The following is a 17,906-nucleotide window of genomic DNA, read 5'->3' on the forward strand; positions in this document are numbered from 1 at the left end:
CCGCTCGTACGCCTCGTTGACCCCCTCGGCACGGATCGACGGCTCCGCCGTGGTCCAGCGTGCGGCGACGTCCTCGCGCAGTGACGGCGAGAGCACCGTCACCTCGGCGCCGAGCGCATCGGCGCTCTTGAACGCGACGTGGCCGAGCCCGCCCATGCCCACGAGCGCCGCCTTCTTGCCCGGACCGGGACTCCCCGGCTCCGGTACTCCGCCAACCGCCGGCGACACCTCCTCCGGATACCCCTCGACGTTTTTCGCTCAGGTGTTCTATTCTCGGGGCAGAGCAACAAAAGGAGGCGGCATGAGGTGGGACAACCTGAGCCGCGACACGGCGGCGGCCACACCCGCGCTCGTCGGCATGGACGCCGTGACCCGCACATTCGACACGCCCGAGTTCCGCGGCATCACCTTCCACGAGGTGCGCGCCCGCAGCATCGTCAACCGGGTGCCGGGGGCGTCCCGGATGCCCTTCGAGTGGACGATCAACCCCTACCGCGGGTGCAGCCACGCGTGCGTCTACTGTTTCGCGCGCAAGACGCACAGCTATCTGGACCTCGACACCGGCCTGGACTTCGACTCGCAGATCGTCGTCAAGGTCAACGCCCCGGAACTGCTGCGCCGCGAACTGGCGGCGCCGCGCTGGCAGGGCGAGCACATCGCCATGGGCACGAACGTCGACTGCTACCAGCGCGCCGAGGGACGGTACCGGCTGATGCCGGGCATCCTGGCGGCCCTGCGGGACCACGCCAATCCGTTCTCGATCCTCACCAAGGGATCGCTGATCCTGCGCGACCTGGACCTGCTGGTCGAGGCGTCGCGCGTCACGGAGGTCTCCGTCGCGGTCTCCGTCGGCTTCCTGGACCGGAAGCTGTGGAACACCGTGGAGCCGGGCACCCCCGCGCCCGCGCGGCGGCTGGACGTCTGCCGGACCCTGAACGGCCACGGCATCCCTTGCGGCGTCCTGATGGCACCCGTGCTGCCCTATCTCAGCGACTCCCCCGAGCAGTTGCGGGAGACCGTCCGCGCCGTCGCGGCGGCCGGCGCCACCTCGGTCACCCCGCTCGTGCTGCATCTTCGCCCCGGCGCCCGCGAGTGGTACATGGCGTGGCTGTCGGTGCACCACCCCCGTCTGATCTCCCGCTACAAGGCGCTGTACGAGAGCGGTGCCTACGCCCCGACCTGGTACCAGCGGCGCATCACGCGCATGGTGCACGAATTCGCCGACGAGTTCGGCATAGGCCCCTCCCGCGCAGGTGCCGCCCGGCGTCTGCGGGCCGTACCGACGCCGCCCGCCGACGAGTCGGCCGCCGCCGAGCCGGTGCCGGAGCCGACACAATTGACGCTGCTGTGAGAAATGCCGCTGGCCGGCACCTCCTCCGTGCGCATAGCGTCCGGTGCATGAACGAAGTACGGACGATGACCCGCGACGACATCGACGCCGTGGCGGCGATCCGCGTCAGCGGCTGGCGGGCGGCGTATGCGAGGATCGTCCCGCAGCCCTACCTGGACGCCATGGACGCCGAGGCGGATGCCGAACGCCGCCGGGGATGGTTCGACGAGGGCAATGGGCGGGTCGACAACCTTGTCTCCGCCGAGGGCGGCGAACCGACCGGGTGGGCGGCGCTCGGCCCGTACCGCGGTGAGCAGGACGGCGGCGAGGTCGGCGAGTTGTACGCCATATACGTGCGCCCGGACCACATCGGCAAGGGCGCCGGACGCGCCCTCATGGCAGCCGTCCGGGCCCGCGCCGCCGAACGCGGCTTCCGACAGCTGCGGTTGTGGGTGCTGGCCGACAACGAGCCCGCGCGGCGCTTCTACACACGCGCCGGTTTCGGCCCGGACGGGACCGACCAGATCGAGATGTACGACGACGTGCCCCTCAAGGAGCTGCGCTACGCCGCGGAACTGGACTGAACGAGCCCGCCAGCCTCCGCGTCGCTGCACTGGGCGCTTCCTTGTGCGCCCTGGCCAGCGCCGAGGCCGCCACCGGGTCGCCGGAACGCACCAGGGCCCGGACGACCCGCCGCGGGTACGGCGGCGCGCACAGCCCCGCGAGCGCGGCAGTGGCGCGGGGCTCGTCCCAGTAGCGGGCCAGTCCGCGCGCGGCCGCGCTCCGCACCTGCTCCTCCGGGTCGCCGGCCGCGGCGAGCAGCAGGTCCAGCACGGCCGGGCCACGGATCCGGCCGAGGGCTTCCACGGCCGGGGCGCGCAGGACCGGCACCCCGGCGGCCCGGCTCAGCGCGGGCACCGCCCGCGCGTCCCCGAGCCGGCCGAGCTCCTGCACGCAGCCGCGCGTTGCCTGGAGGCCGAACCGCCCCTCGTCCAGCAGCCATCGCAGGGTGGACGTCAGGGCCGGCACGGACTCCGGAGCACCCAGACGCCCGAGGAGGCGGATCGCGGCGAGGGCATAGGTGATGCGCAGCCGATTGGTGGCGAGCGCGGCGGCGGCACGGGCGGTGCGCGGGTCGCCGAGCCGGGCGAGGGTGTCCGCGGCGGTGACATTGCGGAAGGCGTCGCGATGGTTGAGGAGCAGGAAGAGCGTCTCGAAGGCCCGGCGGTCGCCGGCGCGGCCGAGCGCGACGGCGGCGATCTCCCGTTCCTCCAGGGAGCGCGACGGCTCGGTCAGGACGCCCGCGAGCGCGTCCCGCGCACCGGGGTGGTCCGTCCTGCCGAGTGCCGCGAGCGCCGCCTCGCGCACGGCCGCCTCGGGGTCCCGGGCGGCCGCGTCGAACAGGCCGAGGTGCGCCGGCTCCCCGGCGCACCCGAGCAGATCGAGGGCGAGGGCCCTGGCCCGGGGCGCCGGGTGGGCGGTGTACCGGAGCAGCAGCGGCACGCTTCCCGGCGCCCGGGGCAGGTCGGCCGGGCAGGGTGTCAGGCGCCAGTGCCGGCGTTCACCCCCGCTGAGGACGCGGCCGATGGTCCGCTCCAGCAGGTCCGGGTACCAGGCGGGCGTGCCGTGTTCCGCGCAGGCGTCGCAGAGCAGCTCGAAGAGCGGTGCGGCGCTTTCTGGTGCGCGCCGGGCGGCCAGCGCCTCCAGGACGTAGCGGCGCTCGTCCGCCGTGCCACCGGGCAGGATGCCGAGCAGGGCGGGGACACCGGGTGACCGGCCGGTCACCCCGTCGAGCAGGGCCCGCTCCTCCGGTCCGAGCCACGGCCGCACCATGGCGGCGGCGTCCCTGGACGCGGCCATGCGCCGCACATAGGCGTCGCGGGACTCGGCGGCGCCCTGGGCCGCGAAGGACAGCAGTCCGACGACGCGGCGCGACTCGCCCCGGTCCCGCAGCTCGGCGAGGGTGGTGCCGCCGGAGCGCAGGGACCCGTACAGGGCCCCGGCGCGTCGCGCCGCGCGGTGCTCCCCGAAACGCCCGTCCCCCGCGTCGTCCACAGCGTCCCCTCTCGCCCGATGTTCACCTTAATGGCGCGCTCATCTGTCGGGGGTGCAAATCACATGGGCGGGGGGCTGGCGCGCTGGTTACTCGCCGGTTACCCTCTAACCAACGCACACCGCGGCCTGGTGACGCAGCCGCCGTGTGCCGCCGCCGTCGGTTCGGCACCATCGCGGCGCAGCCCCGGGACAGGGCGCGCCAGCATCTTCACGCGGGCACGCACACCCACGCGTACGCACCCCGCGGCTCCTCACAACTCCTCTCCCGCCCGCGCCTGTGCCATGAAGACGCACGGCGCGGATCCTCAGCAACTGGAGTTCCGCGATGGACCGTCCACGTCCCTTCCGCACTGTCGCCGTCGTCGGCCTCGGCACCATGGGCACCGGCATCGCCGAGGTCATGGCACGCGCCGGTCACGAGGTGATCGGCATCGAGACCGACGAGGCCGCGGCGCGCCGCGCCGTCGACTCCCTGGAGTCAGCCACCGCCCGCGCCGTGCGGCGCGAGCGCATGACGGAGCCGGAGCGCGGCAATGTGCTGGCCCGCTTCCGCACCTTCTCCGACCTCCAGGCCGCGGCCGACGCCGATCTGGTGATCGAGGTCGTCACCGAGCACTTCGAGATCAAGCGCGAGGTCCTCGTCGGGCTCGACGCCGTCGTCAAGCCCGACACGGTCATCGCGACCGGTACCAACGCGCTGTCGGTGACGGAGCTCGCCTCCCGCACCTCGCGCCCCGACCGGGTCCTCGGCCTGCACTTCTTCGCACCCGCCCCGGCCATGAAGCTGGTCGAGGTGGTCTCGACCGTGCTGACCTCGCCGGAGGCCACCGAGAGCGTGACCGCGCTCGTCCGCGGCCTCGGCAAGGAGCCGGTGGCGGTCGGCGACCGGCCGGGCTTCATCGCCGACGGGCTGCTCTTCGGCTACCTGAACCAGGCGGCCGCCATGTACGAGTCCCGCTACGCCACACGCGAGGACATCGACGCGGCAATGCGGCTCGGTTGCGGCCTGCCCATGGGCCCGCTCGCCCTGCTCGACCTGATCGGCATCGACACCGCCCGGACCGTGCTGGAGGCCATGTACGCGGCCTCCCACGACCGGCTGCACGCCCCGGCGCCGATCCTCGGGCAGCTCACCGCCGCGGGACTGCTGGGCCGCAAAACCGGCCGCGGCTTCTACACCTACGAGGCCCCCTGCAGCGCCACGGTCGTGGCGGACACCGAGACGCCCGTCGCCGGCGACGGCGCCGCGGCCGGGCGCCCCGTGCGGCAGGTCGGCGTCGCGGGCTCCGGCACCATGGCCACCGGCATCGCCGAGGTGTTCGCCAAGGCGGGCTACGAGGTCGTGCTGGCCGCCCGCGGCCAGGAGAAGGCCGGCAAGGCACTCGCGGCGCTCACCAAGTCCCTGGACCGGTCGGTGGCCAAGGGCAGGCTCACCCAGGAGCAGCGGGACCAGGCCGTGAGCCGGGTGACCGCGGCGGGTTCGCTGGACGCGTTCGCGGACGTCGACCTGGCCGTGGAGGCGGTCGCAGAGGACCTGGCGGTCAAGCAGCAGCTCTTCGCGACCCTGGACAAGGTCTGCAAGCCGGGTGCGGTCCTGGCCACCACCACCTCCTCGCTGCCGGTCGTCGCCATCGCGACCGCGACGTCCCGTCCGGCCGACGTCGTCGGCATGCACTTCTTCAACCCCGCCCCGGCGATGAAGCTGGTCGAGGTGGTCCGCACGGTCCTGACCGCCGACGACGTGCACGCGACCGTGCACGAGGTCTGCGGCAAGGTCCGCAAGCACGCCGTGGACTGCGGCGACCGGGCCGGGTTCATCGTCAACGCACTGCTGTTCCCCTACCTGAACAACGCGGTGAAGATGGTGCAGGAGCACTACGCGACGGTGGAGGACATCGACGCGGCGATGAAGCTCGGCGGCGGCTACCCGATGGGCCCGTTCGAGCTGCTGGACGTCGTGGGGCTGGACGTCTCGCTGGCGATCGAGCAGGTGCTGCACAAGGAGTTCCGCGACCCCGGCCTGGCGCCGGCGCCGCTCCTGGAGCACCTGGTGTCGGCCGGGTGCCTGGGCCGCAAGACCGGCCGCGGCTTCCGCGAGTATGCCCGGCGCTGAGCCTGCGGACGGCTGGGGCGGCCTGCTGGGGCCGCCCCACAGGCTGCGGAAGCCGGGCCCTGCCCAAGAGTCGGCGGGAATGCAGTACTTTCGCGGTATGTCCCAGCCCGCGAAGCCCACCCGTACGTCCTCCGCAACCGCCCAGCGCCATCGCGTCCGCCAGGATCTGGCGGCCGCCGCGATGCACCTGTTCGCGAGCCAGGGCTACGAGGCGACGACCGTGGACGAGATCGCGGCCGCGGCGGGCGTGGCCCGGCGGACCTTCTTCCGGCATTTCCGCTCCAAGGAAGAGGCGATCTTCCCCGACCACGACGACACCCTGGTGCGGGTCGGGGAGGTGCTGGACTCCGCCGAGCCCCACGAGCACCCCCTGGACACGGTCTGCCGAGGCATCACCGAGGTGCTGCGGATGTACGCGGAGGCGCCCGAGGTCTCCGTCGAGCGCTACCGCCTGACCCGGGAGATCCCGATCCTGCGCGAGCGCGAGATCGCCTCGGTGGCCCGCTACGAGCGCCTGTTCACGCGTTACCTTCTGGGCCACTTCGACGAGAGCGCCCACCACGACGGCGACGACGACCCGCTGCTGGCCGAGGTCGCGGCGTCGGCCGTGGTCGCCGCCCACAACCACGTGCTGCGGCGCTGGCTGCGGGCCGGCGGCAAGGGCGACGTGGAGGCGCAGCTCGACCACGCCTTCGATGTGATCAGGACGACCTTCGGGGCGGGGATCGGCCGCCGGCCCCTCCCCGCCCCGATCCTCACCTCCCACCAGGGCGAGGTGGTCGTGGCGGTCGCGCGCACCGACGCCTCGCCCGCGGAAGTGATGCGGACCATCGAGAAGGCCCTGAAGGGCGCGTAGGCGCCGGGCCCGGCCGTCCCGGGCCTTCCCCCGGGACGCGAGGTGGCACGCCGTGCCACATCCCCACCGCCCTCCGGAGGGGCTGCCCCGACTCGCCGCCCGGGCCGGCGGGTGGGACCGTGAAGTACCCCCCGCCCCGCATCCGCGCACCCAGCGCATCCTGCGTGCGACGACATTCCCCGACATTCCCGACATCCCGAAGCCGCTCAGATGTGCAGCCGTGGTGCCATTTGAGAAAAAATGTTGGCACCCAGTGTCTTGCCGAGTGGCACGCGGTGCCATACCGTGAGAGCAGTCCGGGCGGGCGGCGTGCGGTGAACCTTCGCACGCCGTCTGTCCCCCAAAGGCCCGGACGCCTGCGTCACAGGCACTCCACCCGCGCCACCACGCGCTCTTGCTCGTTCCGTGCGACCGTCACGGAAACAGCACAACCGCCGAACCGACGGCACGACCCACCGCACCCCCCGACGTTCCCTCAAGCGTCCCTACGTCGCGCTTCGCCGGAGGCATCACTGTGAAGGACATCCTCGACGCAATCATGGCGTCCGAAAGCACGGCCGCGGACTTCGCGGCCCTGCCGCTCCCCGAGTCGTACCGTGCCGTCACCGTCCGCAAGGACGAGGCCGGCATGTTCGAGGGCCTGGAGAGCAGCGAGAAGGACCCCCGCAAGTCGCTGCACGTGGACGACGTGCCCCTGCCGGAGCTCGGCCCGGGCGAGGCCCTGGTGGCCGTCATGGCCAGCTCGGTGAACTACAACTCAGTGTGGACCTCGATCTTCGAGCCGATGTCCACCTTCGGTTTCCTCGAGCGGTACGGCAAGCTCTCCCCGCTCACCAAGCGCCACGACCTGCCGTACCACATCATCGGCTCCGACCTGGCGGGCGTCGTCCTGCGCACCGGCCCCGGCGTCAACGCCTGGCGGCCCGGCGACGAGGTGGTCGCGCACTGCCTGTCCGTGGAACTGGAGTCCGCGGACGGCCACAACGACACGATGCTCGACCCCGAGCAGCGCATCTGGGGCTTCGAGACCAACTTCGGCGGCCTCGCCGAGATCGCCCTGGTGAAGTCCAACCAGCTGATGCCCAAGCCCCGGCACCTCAGCTGGGAGGAGGCCGCGGCCCCCGGCCTGGTCAACTCCACCGCCTACCGGCAGCTGGTCTCCCGCAACGGCGCCGGGATGAAGCAGGGCGACAACGTCCTGATCTGGGGCGCCAGCGGCGGCCTCGGTTCGTACGCCACCCAGTTCGCGCTGGCCGGCGGCGCCACCCCGATCTGCGTGGTGTCCTCGCCGCAGAAGGCGGAGATCTGCCGCAGCATGGGCGCCGAGGCGATCATCGACCGCAATGCCGAGGACTTCCGGTTCTGGAAGGACGAGCACACCCAGGACCCGAAGGAGTGGAAGCGCCTCGGCAAGCGCATCCGCGAGCTGACCGGCGGCGAGGACGTCGACATCGTCTTCGAGCACCCCGGACGCGAGACCTTCGGCGCGTCCGTGTACGTCACCCGCAAGGGCGGCACGATCGTCACCTGCGCCTCGACCTCGGGCTTCACCCACGAGTACGACAACCGCTACCTGTGGATGTCGCTCAAGCGCATCATCGGCTCGCACTTCGCGAACTACCGCGAGGCGTGGGAGGCCAACCGCCTGATCGCCAAGGGGAAGATCCACCCGACGCTGTCGCGGACGTACAGCCTGGAGGACACCGGCCAGGCCGCCTACGACGTGCACCGCAACCTCCACCAGGGCAAGGTCGGCGTGCTCGCGCTGGCCCCGCAGGAGGGGCTCGGCGTCCGCGACGAGGAGATGCGGGCCCGGCACATCGACGCCATCAACCGCTTCCGGAACATCTGAGATCGGGAACGAGCATGAGCGAGCGTCAGAAGGACCGTCCGTGGCTGATGCGGACCTACGCCGGGCACTCCACGGCCGAGGCGTCCAACGCCCTGTACCGGCGCAATCTCGCCAAGGGCCAGACCGGCCTGTCGGTCGCGTTCGACCTCCCGACGCAGACCGGTTACGACCCCGACCACGTCCTCGCCCGCGGCGAGGTGGGCCGGGTCGGGGTCCCGGTCGCCCATCTCGGCGACATGCGCCGGCTCTTCCAGGACATCCCCCTGGACGGGATGAACACCTCGATGACCATCAATGCCAGCGCCATGTGGCTGCTGGCGCTCTATCAGGTCGTCGCGGAGGAGCAGGGCGCCGCGATCACGGAGCTCCAGGGGACGACGCAGAACGACATCGTCAAGGAGTACCTGTCGCGCGGGACGTACGTCTTCCCGCCGGTGCCGTCGCTGCGCCTGACGACCGACATGATCGCCTACACGGTCAGCCACATCCCCAAGTGGAACCCCATCAACATCTGCAGCTACCACCTGCAGGAGGCGGGCGCCACGCCGGTCCAGGAGATCGCGTACTCCATGGCGACGGCGATCGCCGTCCTGGACGCCGTCCGCGACTCCGGCCAGGTGCCGCAGGAGCGCATGGGCGACGTCGTGGCGCGCATCTCGTTCTTCGTCAACGCCGGCGTGCGCTTCGTCGAGGAGATGTGCAAGATGCGGGCCTTCACCCGCATCTGGGACCAGGTCACCAAGGAGCGCTACGGGATCGAGAACCCCAAGCAGCGCCGCTTCCGCTACGGCGTCCAGGTCAATTCGCTCGGCCTGACCGAGGCCCAGCCGGAGAACAACGTCCAGCGCATCGTGCTGGAGATGCTGGCCGTGACGCTCTCCAAGGACGCCCGCGCCCGCGCAGTGCAGCTGCCGGCCTGGAACGAGGCGCTGGGGCTGCCACGCCCCTGGGACCAGCAGTGGTCCCTGCGCATCCAGCAGGTGCTGGCGCACGAGAGCGACCTGCTGGAGTACGGGGACATCTTCGACGGCAGCCATGTCGTCGAGGCGAAGGTCGGCGAGCTGGTCGAGCAGTCGCTCGCCGAGATCGGGCGCATCCAGGAGATGGGCGGCGCCATGGCGGCCGTCGAGTCGGGCTATCTGAAGTCGCAGCTGGTCTCCTCGCACGCCGAGCGCCGGGCGCGGATCGAGTCCGGCGAGGAGAAGATCATCGGGGTCAACTGCTACGAGGGCACCGAGCCCAGCCCGCTGACCTCCGACCTGGACGGCGCCGTCATGACCGTCGACCCGGAGAACGAGGCCCGGGTCGTCGCCGCCCTGCACGACTGGCGCGACAACCGGGACGAGTCCCGCGCCCAGAAGTCGCTGGAGGCCCTCAAGGCGGCCGCGGCGGGGACCGCCAACCTCATGGAGGCCACCCTGGAGTGCGCACGGGCCGGCGTCACGACCGGCGAGTGGTCCTGGGCCCTGCGGGACGTCTTCGGCGAGTACCGCGCGCCGACGGGCGTCGGCGGCGCCCCGGTCGCGGTCACCGCCGAGGCGGGCACGCCGCTGGCCGAGGTGCGCCGCAAGGTGGAGCTCACCGCGCGGGAGCTGGGCGGCGGCAAGCTGCGGCTGCTCGTCGGCAAGCCGGGGCTCGACGGCCACTCCAACGGCGCCGAGCAGATCGCCGTGCGGGCCCGCGACGCCGGTTTCGAGGTGGTCTACCAGGGCATCAGGCTGACGCCCGAGCAGATCGTGTCGGCGGCGGTCGCCGAGGACGTCCACTGCGTCGGCCTGTCGATCCTGTCGGGCTCGCACGCCGAGCTCGTGCCGGACGTCCTGGAGCGGCTGCGCCGGGCGGGCGCGGACGACGTCCCGGTGATCGCCGGCGGCATCATCCCCCCGGCGGACGCCGCCAAGCTGATCGAGTGCGGCGTCGCCGCCGTGTTCACGCCGAAGGACTTCGGAATCACCGGGATCATCGGCAGGATCGTGGACGAGATCCGCAGGGCGAACACGCTGGACCCGCTGGAGGTCCCCGCGTGACCGCCGCGGACGTCACCCGTACGAGCAAGCACGACACCCCGGAGGCGCAGTAGCGATGCAGTTCGGCCGCACGTATGAAGAGTTCGAGGTCGGCGCTGTCTACAAGCACTGGCCCGGGAAGACGGTCACCGAGTACGACGACCACCTCTTCTGCCTCCTGACCATGAATCACCACCCGCTGCACATGGACGCGAACTACGCCGAGCGGACCACCGACTTCGGCCGGAACGTCGTCGTGGGCAACTACATCTACTCCCTGCTGCTGGGCATGTCCGTCCCGGACGTCTCCGGCAAGGCCATCGCCAACCTGGAGATCGAGTCGCTGAAGCACGTGGCGCCGACCTTCCACGGCGACACGATCTACGGCGAGACCACGGTGCTGGACAAGTGGCCGTCGAAGTCCAAGGACGACCGGGGCATCGTCCATGTGGAGACCAAGGGCTACAAGCAGGACGGCACCCTGGTGTGCGTCTTCCGCCGGAAGGTGATGGTCCCGACCGCCACCTACATCAAGGAGCGCGGCGGCGAGCAGCCCGGCCGTCCGTCCGTCGCCCACTGAACTCCTAGGAGATACGACAGATGAGCCGTCTCGCCCAGACCGACGGGCTGACCGACGTCCAGCAGGAGATCCTCTCCACGGTCCGCAGCTTTGTCGACAAGGAGATCCTCCCGGTCGCCAACGAGCTGGAGCACAAGGACGAGTACCCCGCCGACATCGTCGAGGGCCTGAAGGAGCTCGGCATCTTCGGCCTGATGATCCCCGAGGAGTACGGCGGCCTCGGCGAGTCCCTGCTCACGTACGCCCTGACGGTCGAGGAGATCGCCCGCGGCTGGATGAGCGTGTCGGGCATCATCAACACCCACTTCATCGTGGCCTACATGCTCAAGCAGCACGGCACGCAGGAGCAGAAGGACCACTTCCTGCCCCGGATGGCCACCGGCGAGGTGCGCGGCGCGTTCTCGATGTCCGAGCCGGGCCTGGGCTCCGACGTCTCCGCCATCCGCACCAAGGCCGTCCGCGACGGCGACGACTTCGTCATCAACGGCCAGAAGATGTGGCTGACCAACGGCGGCACGTCCAACCTCGTCGCGGTCCTGTGCCGTACGGACGAGGGCCTGCCGGAGGGCACGGCCCCGCACAAGTCCATGACGACCTTCCTCATCGAGAAGGAGCCGGGCTTCGGCCCGAACCCGATGGTGAAGGGCCTGACCGTGCCCGGGAAGATCGAGAAGATGGGCTACAAGGGCGTCGACACGACCGAGCTCGTCCTCGAGGATGTGAAGATTCCGTCAAATCGCGTCCTGGGCGGCGAGACCGGGCGCGGTTTTTACCAAATGATGGACGGCGTGGAGGTCGGCCGGGTCAATGTGGCCGCCCGCGGCTGCGGCGTGGCCCAGCGCGCCTTCGAGCTGGGGATCGCGTACGCCCAGCAGCGGCAGACGTTCGGCAAGCCGATCGCGCAGCACCAGGCGATCCAGTTCAAGCTGTCCGAAATGGCCACCAAGGTGGAGGCCGCGCACGCGCTGATGGTCAACGCCGCACGCAAGAAGGACGCGGGCCGGCGCAACGACCTCGAGGCGGGCATGGCGAAGTACCTGGCCTCGGAGTACTGCAAGGAGGTCGTCGAGGACGCGTTCCGCATCCACGGCGGCTACGGCTTCTCCAAGGAGTACGAGATCGAGCGCCTGTACCGCGAGGCGCCGATGCTGCTGATCGGCGAGGGCACCGCCGAGATCCAGAAAATGATCATCGGACGCCGGCTGCTCGAGGAGTACCGAATCCAGGGATGAATGTCTGGGTTGTGACACTTTGTGCGAGCCAAAGGTCACACCCAGTCATCAATAACCGGCCACTGACTCCGCCACTGGCTTGCCCAGTTGCCCGTCACTGCCGATACCATTCACGGAAAGCCGCCGTCCCCAGAACCATCTTGCGGCACCCTCCGCTACGAAGGTCTTCCATGCCCCACAGCCAATCCTCTGCTAAACGCGACAGCCTGGCCGGCGTACGCCTCGCGCGCGGAGCATCGCCGTGGCTCCTCCCGACCGTGGCCACCGCGGCGGTCAGTCTCGTTCGCGCCCGCCGCTCCGGGCGATGGGCGGCCGTGGCCGTCCCCACCACCGCCCTCGCGGCGGGCATGCTGTGGTTCTTCCGCGACCCCGAGCGGGAGATCGCCCAGGGCCGCGTGATCTCGCCGGCCGACGGCGTGGTGCAGAGCATCATGCCGTGGAAGGACGGGCGCACGCGCGTCGCGATCTTCATGAGCCCGCTGAACGTCCACGTCAACCGCGCCCCCCTCGCGGGCACGGTCACGTCGGTGGAGCACGTCCCCGGTGGATTCGTTCCGGCGTTCAACAAGGAGAGCGAGAACAACGAGCGCGTTGTCTGGCACTTCGACACCGAGCTCGGCGACATCGAGATGGTGCAGATCGCCGGTGCCGTCGCGCGTCGCATCGTGCCCTACATCCCGCAGGGCGCGAAGGTCGAGCAGGGTGAGCGGATCGGCCTGATCCGGTTCGGCTCCCGCGTCGACATCTACCTTCCCGAGGGCGTCGAGCCCGCCGTCGAGGTCGGCCAGACCACCGTTGCCGGGGTGACTCGCCTTGACCGTGATTGAGCCCGACGCGCAGGCACCGTGGGTCGCCGCGGTGGACGAGGACGACGACGATGACATGCCGCTGTCAACGCGGCTGTCGATAGCGGACGGCCTGACCCTCGGCAACGCGATCTGCGGCTTCATGGCGGTGTACTTCACCACCACCGGAGTCCTGGTCCCGCACCTCATGGGCAACACCGACGGCGGCATGACGCGGCACAGCGCCGCCACCGCCGTGCTGCTGATGCTCATGGCGTCGGTCTTCGACCTCTTCGACGGGCTCGTGGCGCGCAAGCTGCGCAGCTCGGCGATGGGTGCGGAGCTCGACAACCTCTCCGACCTCATCAGCTTCGGCCTGGCCCCCGCCTACTTCGTGGTGGTCTGGGGTCTGATCTCCGACGACGCCTACGGCCGGGTGTCGGCGGTGGCCGCGGTCGTGGTGCTGCTGGCGGTCGTGCTGCGGCTCGCCCGGTTCTCGTGCACGACGGTGCGCGAGGGGATCTTCCAGGGCATGCCGAGCCCCTTCGGGGCCATGACCGTGATCTCGGTGGTGCTGCTGGACCTGCCGTTCATCCCGACGGTGCTGGCCATCGTCGGTGTGGCGTGGCTGATGGTCAGCCGGGTCGAGTACCCCAAGCCGCGCGGCCGGCTCGCGGTGATGACCCTCGCCTGGATCGTGGTCAGCATGGGCTGCCTGGTCTGCTGGGCCTTCGCGGTCCCCGGTGGCGACGTGCTGCTGCAGACGGGCGCGGCCCTGCAGATCATCGCGGCGGCGGTCATCCCGCTGTTCGCGACGACCCGCCGGGTCAACACGATCCGCAACAACCGCCGTGAGGCGCGTGCGGCGCAGCTTCCGTAGCCGTACGACGAACGTCCGTGGGGCCCCGAGCCGGGAACGGCTCGGGGCCCCACGTGCGTGCGGCGGCGGCTCAGACCAGGACGTCGCGCGCGATGTCGACGGCGAGGCGCTCCAGCAGCGGCCCGGCCTCGGCCATACAGCGCGCCGGGTCCGGCTCGATGTCGGTGAGGGCGTACGCGCGCCGGATGCCCGCCGCGGTCAGCGCGGCCGGGGGCAGTGCCAGGCGCCCGCACACGGCGACGACCTCGACGTCCCGGGCGCGGGCGGCGGCCGCCACACCGGCGGGGGCCTTGCCGTGCAGCGTCTGCTCGTCCAGGGAGCCCTCGCCGGTGATCACCAGGTCGGCCCGCTCGAGTGCCTGCGCGAAGCCGAGCATGTCCATCAGGACCTGCACGCCGGGCCGGAACCGCGCCCGCAGCCCGACGAGGGCGCCGAACCCGACACCGCCCGCCGCGCCCGCGCCGGGCGCCTCCGCGGCCTCGGTGGCGTCCAGCACCTCGGCGAAGTGGGCCAGGGCCGCGTCCAGCGTCGCGACGTCCTCGGGGCCGGCACCCTTCTGCGGCCCGTAGACAGCGGCCGCGCCCTTCGGGCCGAGCAGCGGATTGTCGACGTCACTGGCGAGGACCACCTCGGTGTCCGCCAGGCGCGCGTCGAGCCCCGACAGGTCCGCCGACGCCAAGGTGGCGAGCGCCGCTCCACCGGGGGCCACCGGCACACCTTGTGCGTCCAGCAGGCGCGCACCCAGCGCCACGAGCATCCCGGCACCGCCGTCGTTGGTGGCGCTGCCGCCGACACCGAGCACCAGGGAGCGCGCCCCCGCGTCGAGCGCGGCACGCAGCAGCTCGCCGGTGCCGTACGTGGTGGCCGTCAGCGGCGCGAAGACCCCCGGCGGCAGATGCCGCAGCCCGGACGCCTCGGCCATCTCGACGACGGCGGTGTCGCCGCGCAGCGCGTAGGCGGCCGTGACCGGCTCCCCCAGCGGCCCGGTGACCTCCACCAACCGCCGTTCGAAGCCCGCGGCGACGGCGGCGTCCACGGTGCCGTCCCCGCCGTCCGCGACGGGTACGGACTCGACGACGGCGTCCGGCGCGACGCGGCGCAGTCCGGCGCCGATCCGCTCGGCCACCTCGACGGCGGTGAGTGAGCCCTTGAACTTGTCCGCGGCGATCAGTACGCGCGCTCGCCGTGTGTCCGTCACATTGATCTCCCTTGCCACAGGTCGCGCCGCTTGGACCCTATCCCGGGGACCCCGCGGCGTAGTAGGAGGCGACGGACGGCTGGCCGGTCCAGTCGGGTCCGGCGTGCGGATCCGCGCCGAGATAGCGGAAGGGCAGGCGGACGACCCGGTGTCCGCTCAGGGTGAGCCGGTGGTGGCGGGCGTCGTAGGTGAAGCCGGCCGACCGCAGGGCCGCCGCCACCTGGCGGCCGCCCGACGTACCGTCGGCGCGACGGATCCAGGCGGGGTCCAGGTGCGCGACCAGCAGACCCCCGGGGCTGAGCCAGGAAGCCGCGCGGGCGAGCAGGCCGAGCCGGTCGCCCACATAGTGCAGCCCGTGGACGCAGGTGATCAGGTCGTAGGACCGCCGCGGCGTCCAGGTCGCGGCCGAGGCCGTCACCAGCTCCACCCCGGGCGGTACCGGCACCGGGACGAGGGGACCCACCAGGTCGACGCCGGTCAGCACCGCCGTCGCCGGGAGCACGGCCGCGGCCTCGCGGAGGGCCCGGCCCTCCCCGCTGCACAGGTCGAGCCAGGAAGGCGAGGCGGAACGGGCGAGCAGCTCGCCGACGGGATCGAAGCCGAGTTCACGGGCGTAGCTGTTCACCCCGGACAGTCCGCGCTCGCGGTTCATCGTGTTGTTGGCGACCACGGACGACCCCTCCAGCTCGTCGTCGGGCAGCAGTGCGGGGGCGGTCGCGGGGGCGGCACCGGAGGCTTCTGACACCCGGTCATTGTCCCAGCGCACCCCTGGGGGCGGGCGGGGCGTCGGAAGAGCGCGACGCGCGACGGCAGGAGTGCGGGCTTCCCGCCGGAGCCGTGGGATTCCGGTACACCGGGAGCATGACGTCACCAACCCCCGTCCTCCAGGACAGGATCCTGGGCGGCTGGCTGGGCCGCATCGCCGGCAACATGCTCGGCAAGCCCGTGGAGCGCGGCGACCACTGGACCAGGGACCGCATCGACCGCTACCTGCGCCTGGCGGACGCCCTGCCGCTGACGGACTACCTGCCCGCGCTGTCCCCGCCCCCCGACCCCGCCGAGTTCGACCTGCGCCCCGAGTGGCGGCAGTGCACGCGCGGCGGCATCGACGGCAGCGTGCGGGACGACGACGTCGACTACGCGATCCTCGGCCTCGACCTGCTGGAGACGCACGGGGCGGGCTTCACCACCGAGGACGTCGGCGAGCTGTGGCTGCTGCGGCTGCCCTACCTCCAGACCTTCACCGCGGAGCGGGCCGCGTACCGCAACCTCGCGTCCGGTATCGGACCGCCGCTCAGCGCGACCGTCGACAACCCCTACCAGGAGTGGATCGGGGCCCTGATCCGCGCCGACGTGTACGGCTGGACCTCCCCCGGCGACCCGCGCCGCGCCGCCTCCCTCGCCCGGCGCGACGCGGTGCTGTCGCACACCGGCAACGGCGTCTACGGCGCGATGTGGGCGGCGGCCCTGATCGCCGCGGCGTTCACGGCTCCGGAAGCGCGGGACGCGCTGGAGGCGGCCCTGACCGAGATCCCGCCCGGCTGCCGGCTGTCGCGCACGGTGCGGCGCACCATGGCGCTGCACGAGGCCGGGCTCGGCTGGGCGGACACCCTGGCGGACCTGGAGCAGGAGACCGGGCACCTGCACTGGATCCACGTCGTGCCCAACGCCGCGGTCATCACCGCCGGACTGCTGTACGGGCAGGGCGACTTCACGTCCACGATCGCGCTGACCGTGCGCGGCGGCCTCGACACCGACTCCAACGGCGCCACGGCGGGCTCGGTTGCGGGCGTGCTGTGCGGCGCCGCCGCGATCCCGCCGCAGTGGACGGAACCGCTGCGCGACCGGGTGCGCAGCGCGGTCTTCGGCTTCGACGGCGTGGCGATCGGCGACCTCGCCCGCCGCACCCTCGCCCTGGTGCCGTAGGGTCCGCGTGTGCGGTACATCATCATCGGCGCGGGCGCGGTCGGCGGATCCATCGGCGGGCGGCTGTTCCAAAGCGGGCAGGACGTCGTCATGGTCGCCCGGGGCGCGCACGGCGCGGCACTGCGGGACCACGGGCTCACCCTGCGCACGCCCGATGCGACGCTCTCCCTCGCCGTCCCGGTCGTCGACGGACCGGACGCGCTCGACCTGCGCGACGACGACGTCCTGGTCCTCGCGGTCAAGACCCAGGACACCGCCGCGGCGCTCGACACCTGGGCGCCGGTGGGCCAGGGCCTGCCCCTGGTGCTCGCGCAGAACGGCGTCGCCAACGAACGGCTCGCGCTGCGGCGCTTCCCCGACGTGTACGGCATGTGCGTGTGGCTGCCGTCGGCCCACGTGGAGCCCGGCGTCGTGATCGCCCCTTGTGCACCGCTCACCGGCATGCTCCACCTGGGCCGCTACCCGCACGGCACTGACGCCACCGTCCGGCGCATCGCCGCCGGCCTGGAGGCGTCCCCGTTCCTGCGCGCGCCGGTCACCGAGGACGTGATGCGGTGGAAGTACGCCAAGCTGCTGACGAACCTGGGCAACGCCGTCGAGGCGCTCATCGGCCGCGACGACTCCCTGCGCGCCCTCCACCGGCGGGCGCGTGCCGAGGGCGAGGCGGTACTCGACGCGGCGGGCATCGCGTACGCGAGCGAGGCCGAACAGGCCGCGATGCGCGGCGACCTCGTCACGGTGCGCCCCGTCGAGGGCGCCGCCCGGGGCGGCGGCTCGACCTGGCAGAGCCTGAGCCGCGCGACCGGCTCCGCCGAGGCCGACCACCTCAACGGCGAGATCGTCCTCCTCGGGCGTCTCCACGGCGTGCCCACCCCCGTCAACGACACCCTGCGCAACCTCCTCAACCGCGCCGCCCGGGCCCGCTGCGCCCCTGGCAGCTTTCCCGCTGCCGACCTCGCGGCGGCGGTGGACGCGGCCGTCGCCGCGGCCGGGACGTGACCACGGCGCCGGACGGCGGGGTGCCGGTTCCGGCTCGCCGCCGGCCCACGACCTCACCCACCACCACGGCCTCGAAGCGGTCTTCACCGGCCCG

At 72.0% G+C, this 17,906-nt stretch carries 15 protein-coding genes and 1 pseudogene; 12 read left to right on the plus strand and 4 right to left on the minus strand.

Features of this window, described 5'->3' with window-relative positions:
- Nucleotides 1-72 precede the first annotated feature (72 nt).
- Nucleotides 73-186, minus strand: a pseudogene (locus tag ACIP9H_RS01975) (alcohol dehydrogenase); the annotation flags it as partial.
- A 115-nt stretch (nucleotides 187-301) separates the two neighbouring features.
- On the opposite strand from ACIP9H_RS01975, the gene ACIP9H_RS01980 reads away from it, so the two are divergent.
- Complete coding sequence (locus ACIP9H_RS01980) at nucleotides 302-1,351, plus strand: Rv2578c family radical SAM protein (RefSeq protein WP_401956876.1); 1,050 nt, start codon at nucleotides 302-304, stop codon at nucleotides 1,349-1,351.
- Between the two features lie 47 nt (nucleotides 1,352-1,398).
- Nucleotides 1,399-1,914 (plus strand): GNAT family N-acetyltransferase, encoded by a 516-nt coding sequence (locus tag ACIP9H_RS01985; protein WP_401956879.1) that lies wholly within the window; start codon nucleotides 1,399-1,401, stop codon nucleotides 1,912-1,914.
- On the opposite strand, the gene ACIP9H_RS01990 is transcribed toward ACIP9H_RS01985, so the two are convergent.
- Nucleotides 1,880-3,385 carry a HEAT repeat domain-containing protein gene (locus ACIP9H_RS01990; RefSeq protein WP_401956881.1) on the minus strand — a complete coding sequence of 502 codons (1,506 nt, stop codon included), beginning with the start codon at nucleotides 3,383-3,385 and terminating at the stop codon, nucleotides 1,880-1,882. The two genes, ACIP9H_RS01985 and ACIP9H_RS01990, sit on opposite strands and share 35 nt — an antisense overlap.
- A gap of 325 nt (nucleotides 3,386-3,710) precedes the next feature.
- Between ACIP9H_RS01990 and ACIP9H_RS01995 the strand changes: the two genes are divergently transcribed.
- The 8 genes from ACIP9H_RS01995 to pssA all read left to right on the plus strand — a co-directional run bounded on the left by ACIP9H_RS01995 (nucleotide 3,711) and on the right by pssA (nucleotide 13,689).
- A complete protein-coding gene (locus ACIP9H_RS01995; protein ID WP_401956884.1) occupies nucleotides 3,711-5,498 on the plus strand; it encodes a 3-hydroxyacyl-CoA dehydrogenase family protein in 1,788 nt (595 codons plus the stop codon).
- Nucleotides 5,499-5,595: 97 nt separating this feature from the next.
- Nucleotides 5,596-6,354 (plus strand): TetR/AcrR family transcriptional regulator, encoded by a 759-nt coding sequence (locus ACIP9H_RS02000; RefSeq protein WP_401956887.1) that lies wholly within the window; start codon nucleotides 5,596-5,598, stop codon nucleotides 6,352-6,354.
- 514 nt (nucleotides 6,355-6,868) lie between these two features.
- Complete coding sequence (ccrA, locus tag ACIP9H_RS02005; RefSeq protein WP_401593676.1) at nucleotides 6,869-8,206, plus strand: crotonyl-CoA carboxylase/reductase; 1,338 nt, start codon at nucleotides 6,869-6,871, stop codon at nucleotides 8,204-8,206.
- 14 nt (nucleotides 8,207-8,220) lie between these two features.
- Nucleotides 8,221-10,233, plus strand: coding sequence for a protein meaA (locus ACIP9H_RS02010; protein WP_401593673.1), 2,013 nt, complete (start codon nucleotides 8,221-8,223; stop codon nucleotides 10,231-10,233).
- A 55-nt stretch (nucleotides 10,234-10,288) separates the two neighbouring features.
- Nucleotides 10,289-10,792, plus strand: a complete 504-nt coding sequence (locus tag ACIP9H_RS02015; protein ID WP_360908882.1) for a MaoC family dehydratase — start codon at nucleotides 10,289-10,291, stop codon at nucleotides 10,790-10,792.
- A gap of 20 nt (nucleotides 10,793-10,812) precedes the next feature.
- A complete protein-coding gene (locus ACIP9H_RS02020) occupies nucleotides 10,813-12,024 on the plus strand; it encodes an acyl-CoA dehydrogenase family protein (RefSeq protein WP_401593671.1) in 1,212 nt (403 codons plus the stop codon).
- A 170-nt stretch (nucleotides 12,025-12,194) separates the two neighbouring features.
- Nucleotides 12,195-12,851: a phosphatidylserine decarboxylase gene (locus ACIP9H_RS02025; protein ID WP_360908886.1), complete on the plus strand. Its 657-nt coding sequence runs from the start codon at nucleotides 12,195-12,197 to the stop codon at nucleotides 12,849-12,851.
- On the plus strand, nucleotides 12,838-13,689 hold the full coding sequence (gene pssA, locus ACIP9H_RS02030; RefSeq protein WP_401593668.1) for a CDP-diacylglycerol--serine O-phosphatidyltransferase: 852 nt from the start codon (nucleotides 12,838-12,840) through the stop codon (nucleotides 13,687-13,689). Before ACIP9H_RS02025 ends, pssA begins: the two co-directional genes overlap by 14 nt.
- Before the next feature lie 70 nt (nucleotides 13,690-13,759).
- Here the strand turns inward: pssA and ACIP9H_RS02035 are convergent, their stop codons facing one another.
- Together ACIP9H_RS02035 and ACIP9H_RS02040 are read right to left on the minus strand one after the other, a co-directional pair.
- Nucleotides 13,760-14,887, minus strand: a complete 1,128-nt coding sequence (locus ACIP9H_RS02035) for a glycerate kinase (protein ID WP_401593665.1) — start codon at nucleotides 14,885-14,887, stop codon at nucleotides 13,760-13,762.
- Nucleotides 14,888-14,924: 37 nt separating this feature from the next.
- Nucleotides 14,925-15,632, minus strand: coding sequence for a class I SAM-dependent methyltransferase (locus tag ACIP9H_RS02040; protein WP_401956894.1), 708 nt, complete (start codon nucleotides 15,630-15,632; stop codon nucleotides 14,925-14,927).
- A gap of 116 nt (nucleotides 15,633-15,748) precedes the next feature.
- Here ACIP9H_RS02040 and ACIP9H_RS02045 point away from each other — a divergent pair, with 116 nt between their 5' ends.
- Both ACIP9H_RS02045 and ACIP9H_RS02050 read left to right on the plus strand, forming a co-directional pair.
- Nucleotides 15,749-16,813, plus strand: coding sequence for an ADP-ribosylglycohydrolase family protein (locus tag ACIP9H_RS02045; RefSeq protein ID WP_401593660.1), 1,065 nt, complete (start codon nucleotides 15,749-15,751; stop codon nucleotides 16,811-16,813).
- Between the two features lie 9 nt (nucleotides 16,814-16,822).
- Nucleotides 16,823-17,812 carry a ketopantoate reductase family protein gene (locus tag ACIP9H_RS02050; protein WP_401593657.1) on the plus strand — a complete coding sequence of 330 codons (990 nt, stop codon included), beginning with the start codon at nucleotides 16,823-16,825 and terminating at the stop codon, nucleotides 17,810-17,812.
- The last annotated feature ends 94 nt before the right edge of the window (nucleotides 17,813-17,906 follow it).

The sequence above is a fragment of the Streptomyces sp. NPDC088732 genome (genome assembly GCF_044751205.1).
Lineage (GTDB): Bacteria > Actinomycetota > Actinomycetes > Streptomycetales > Streptomycetaceae > Actinacidiphila.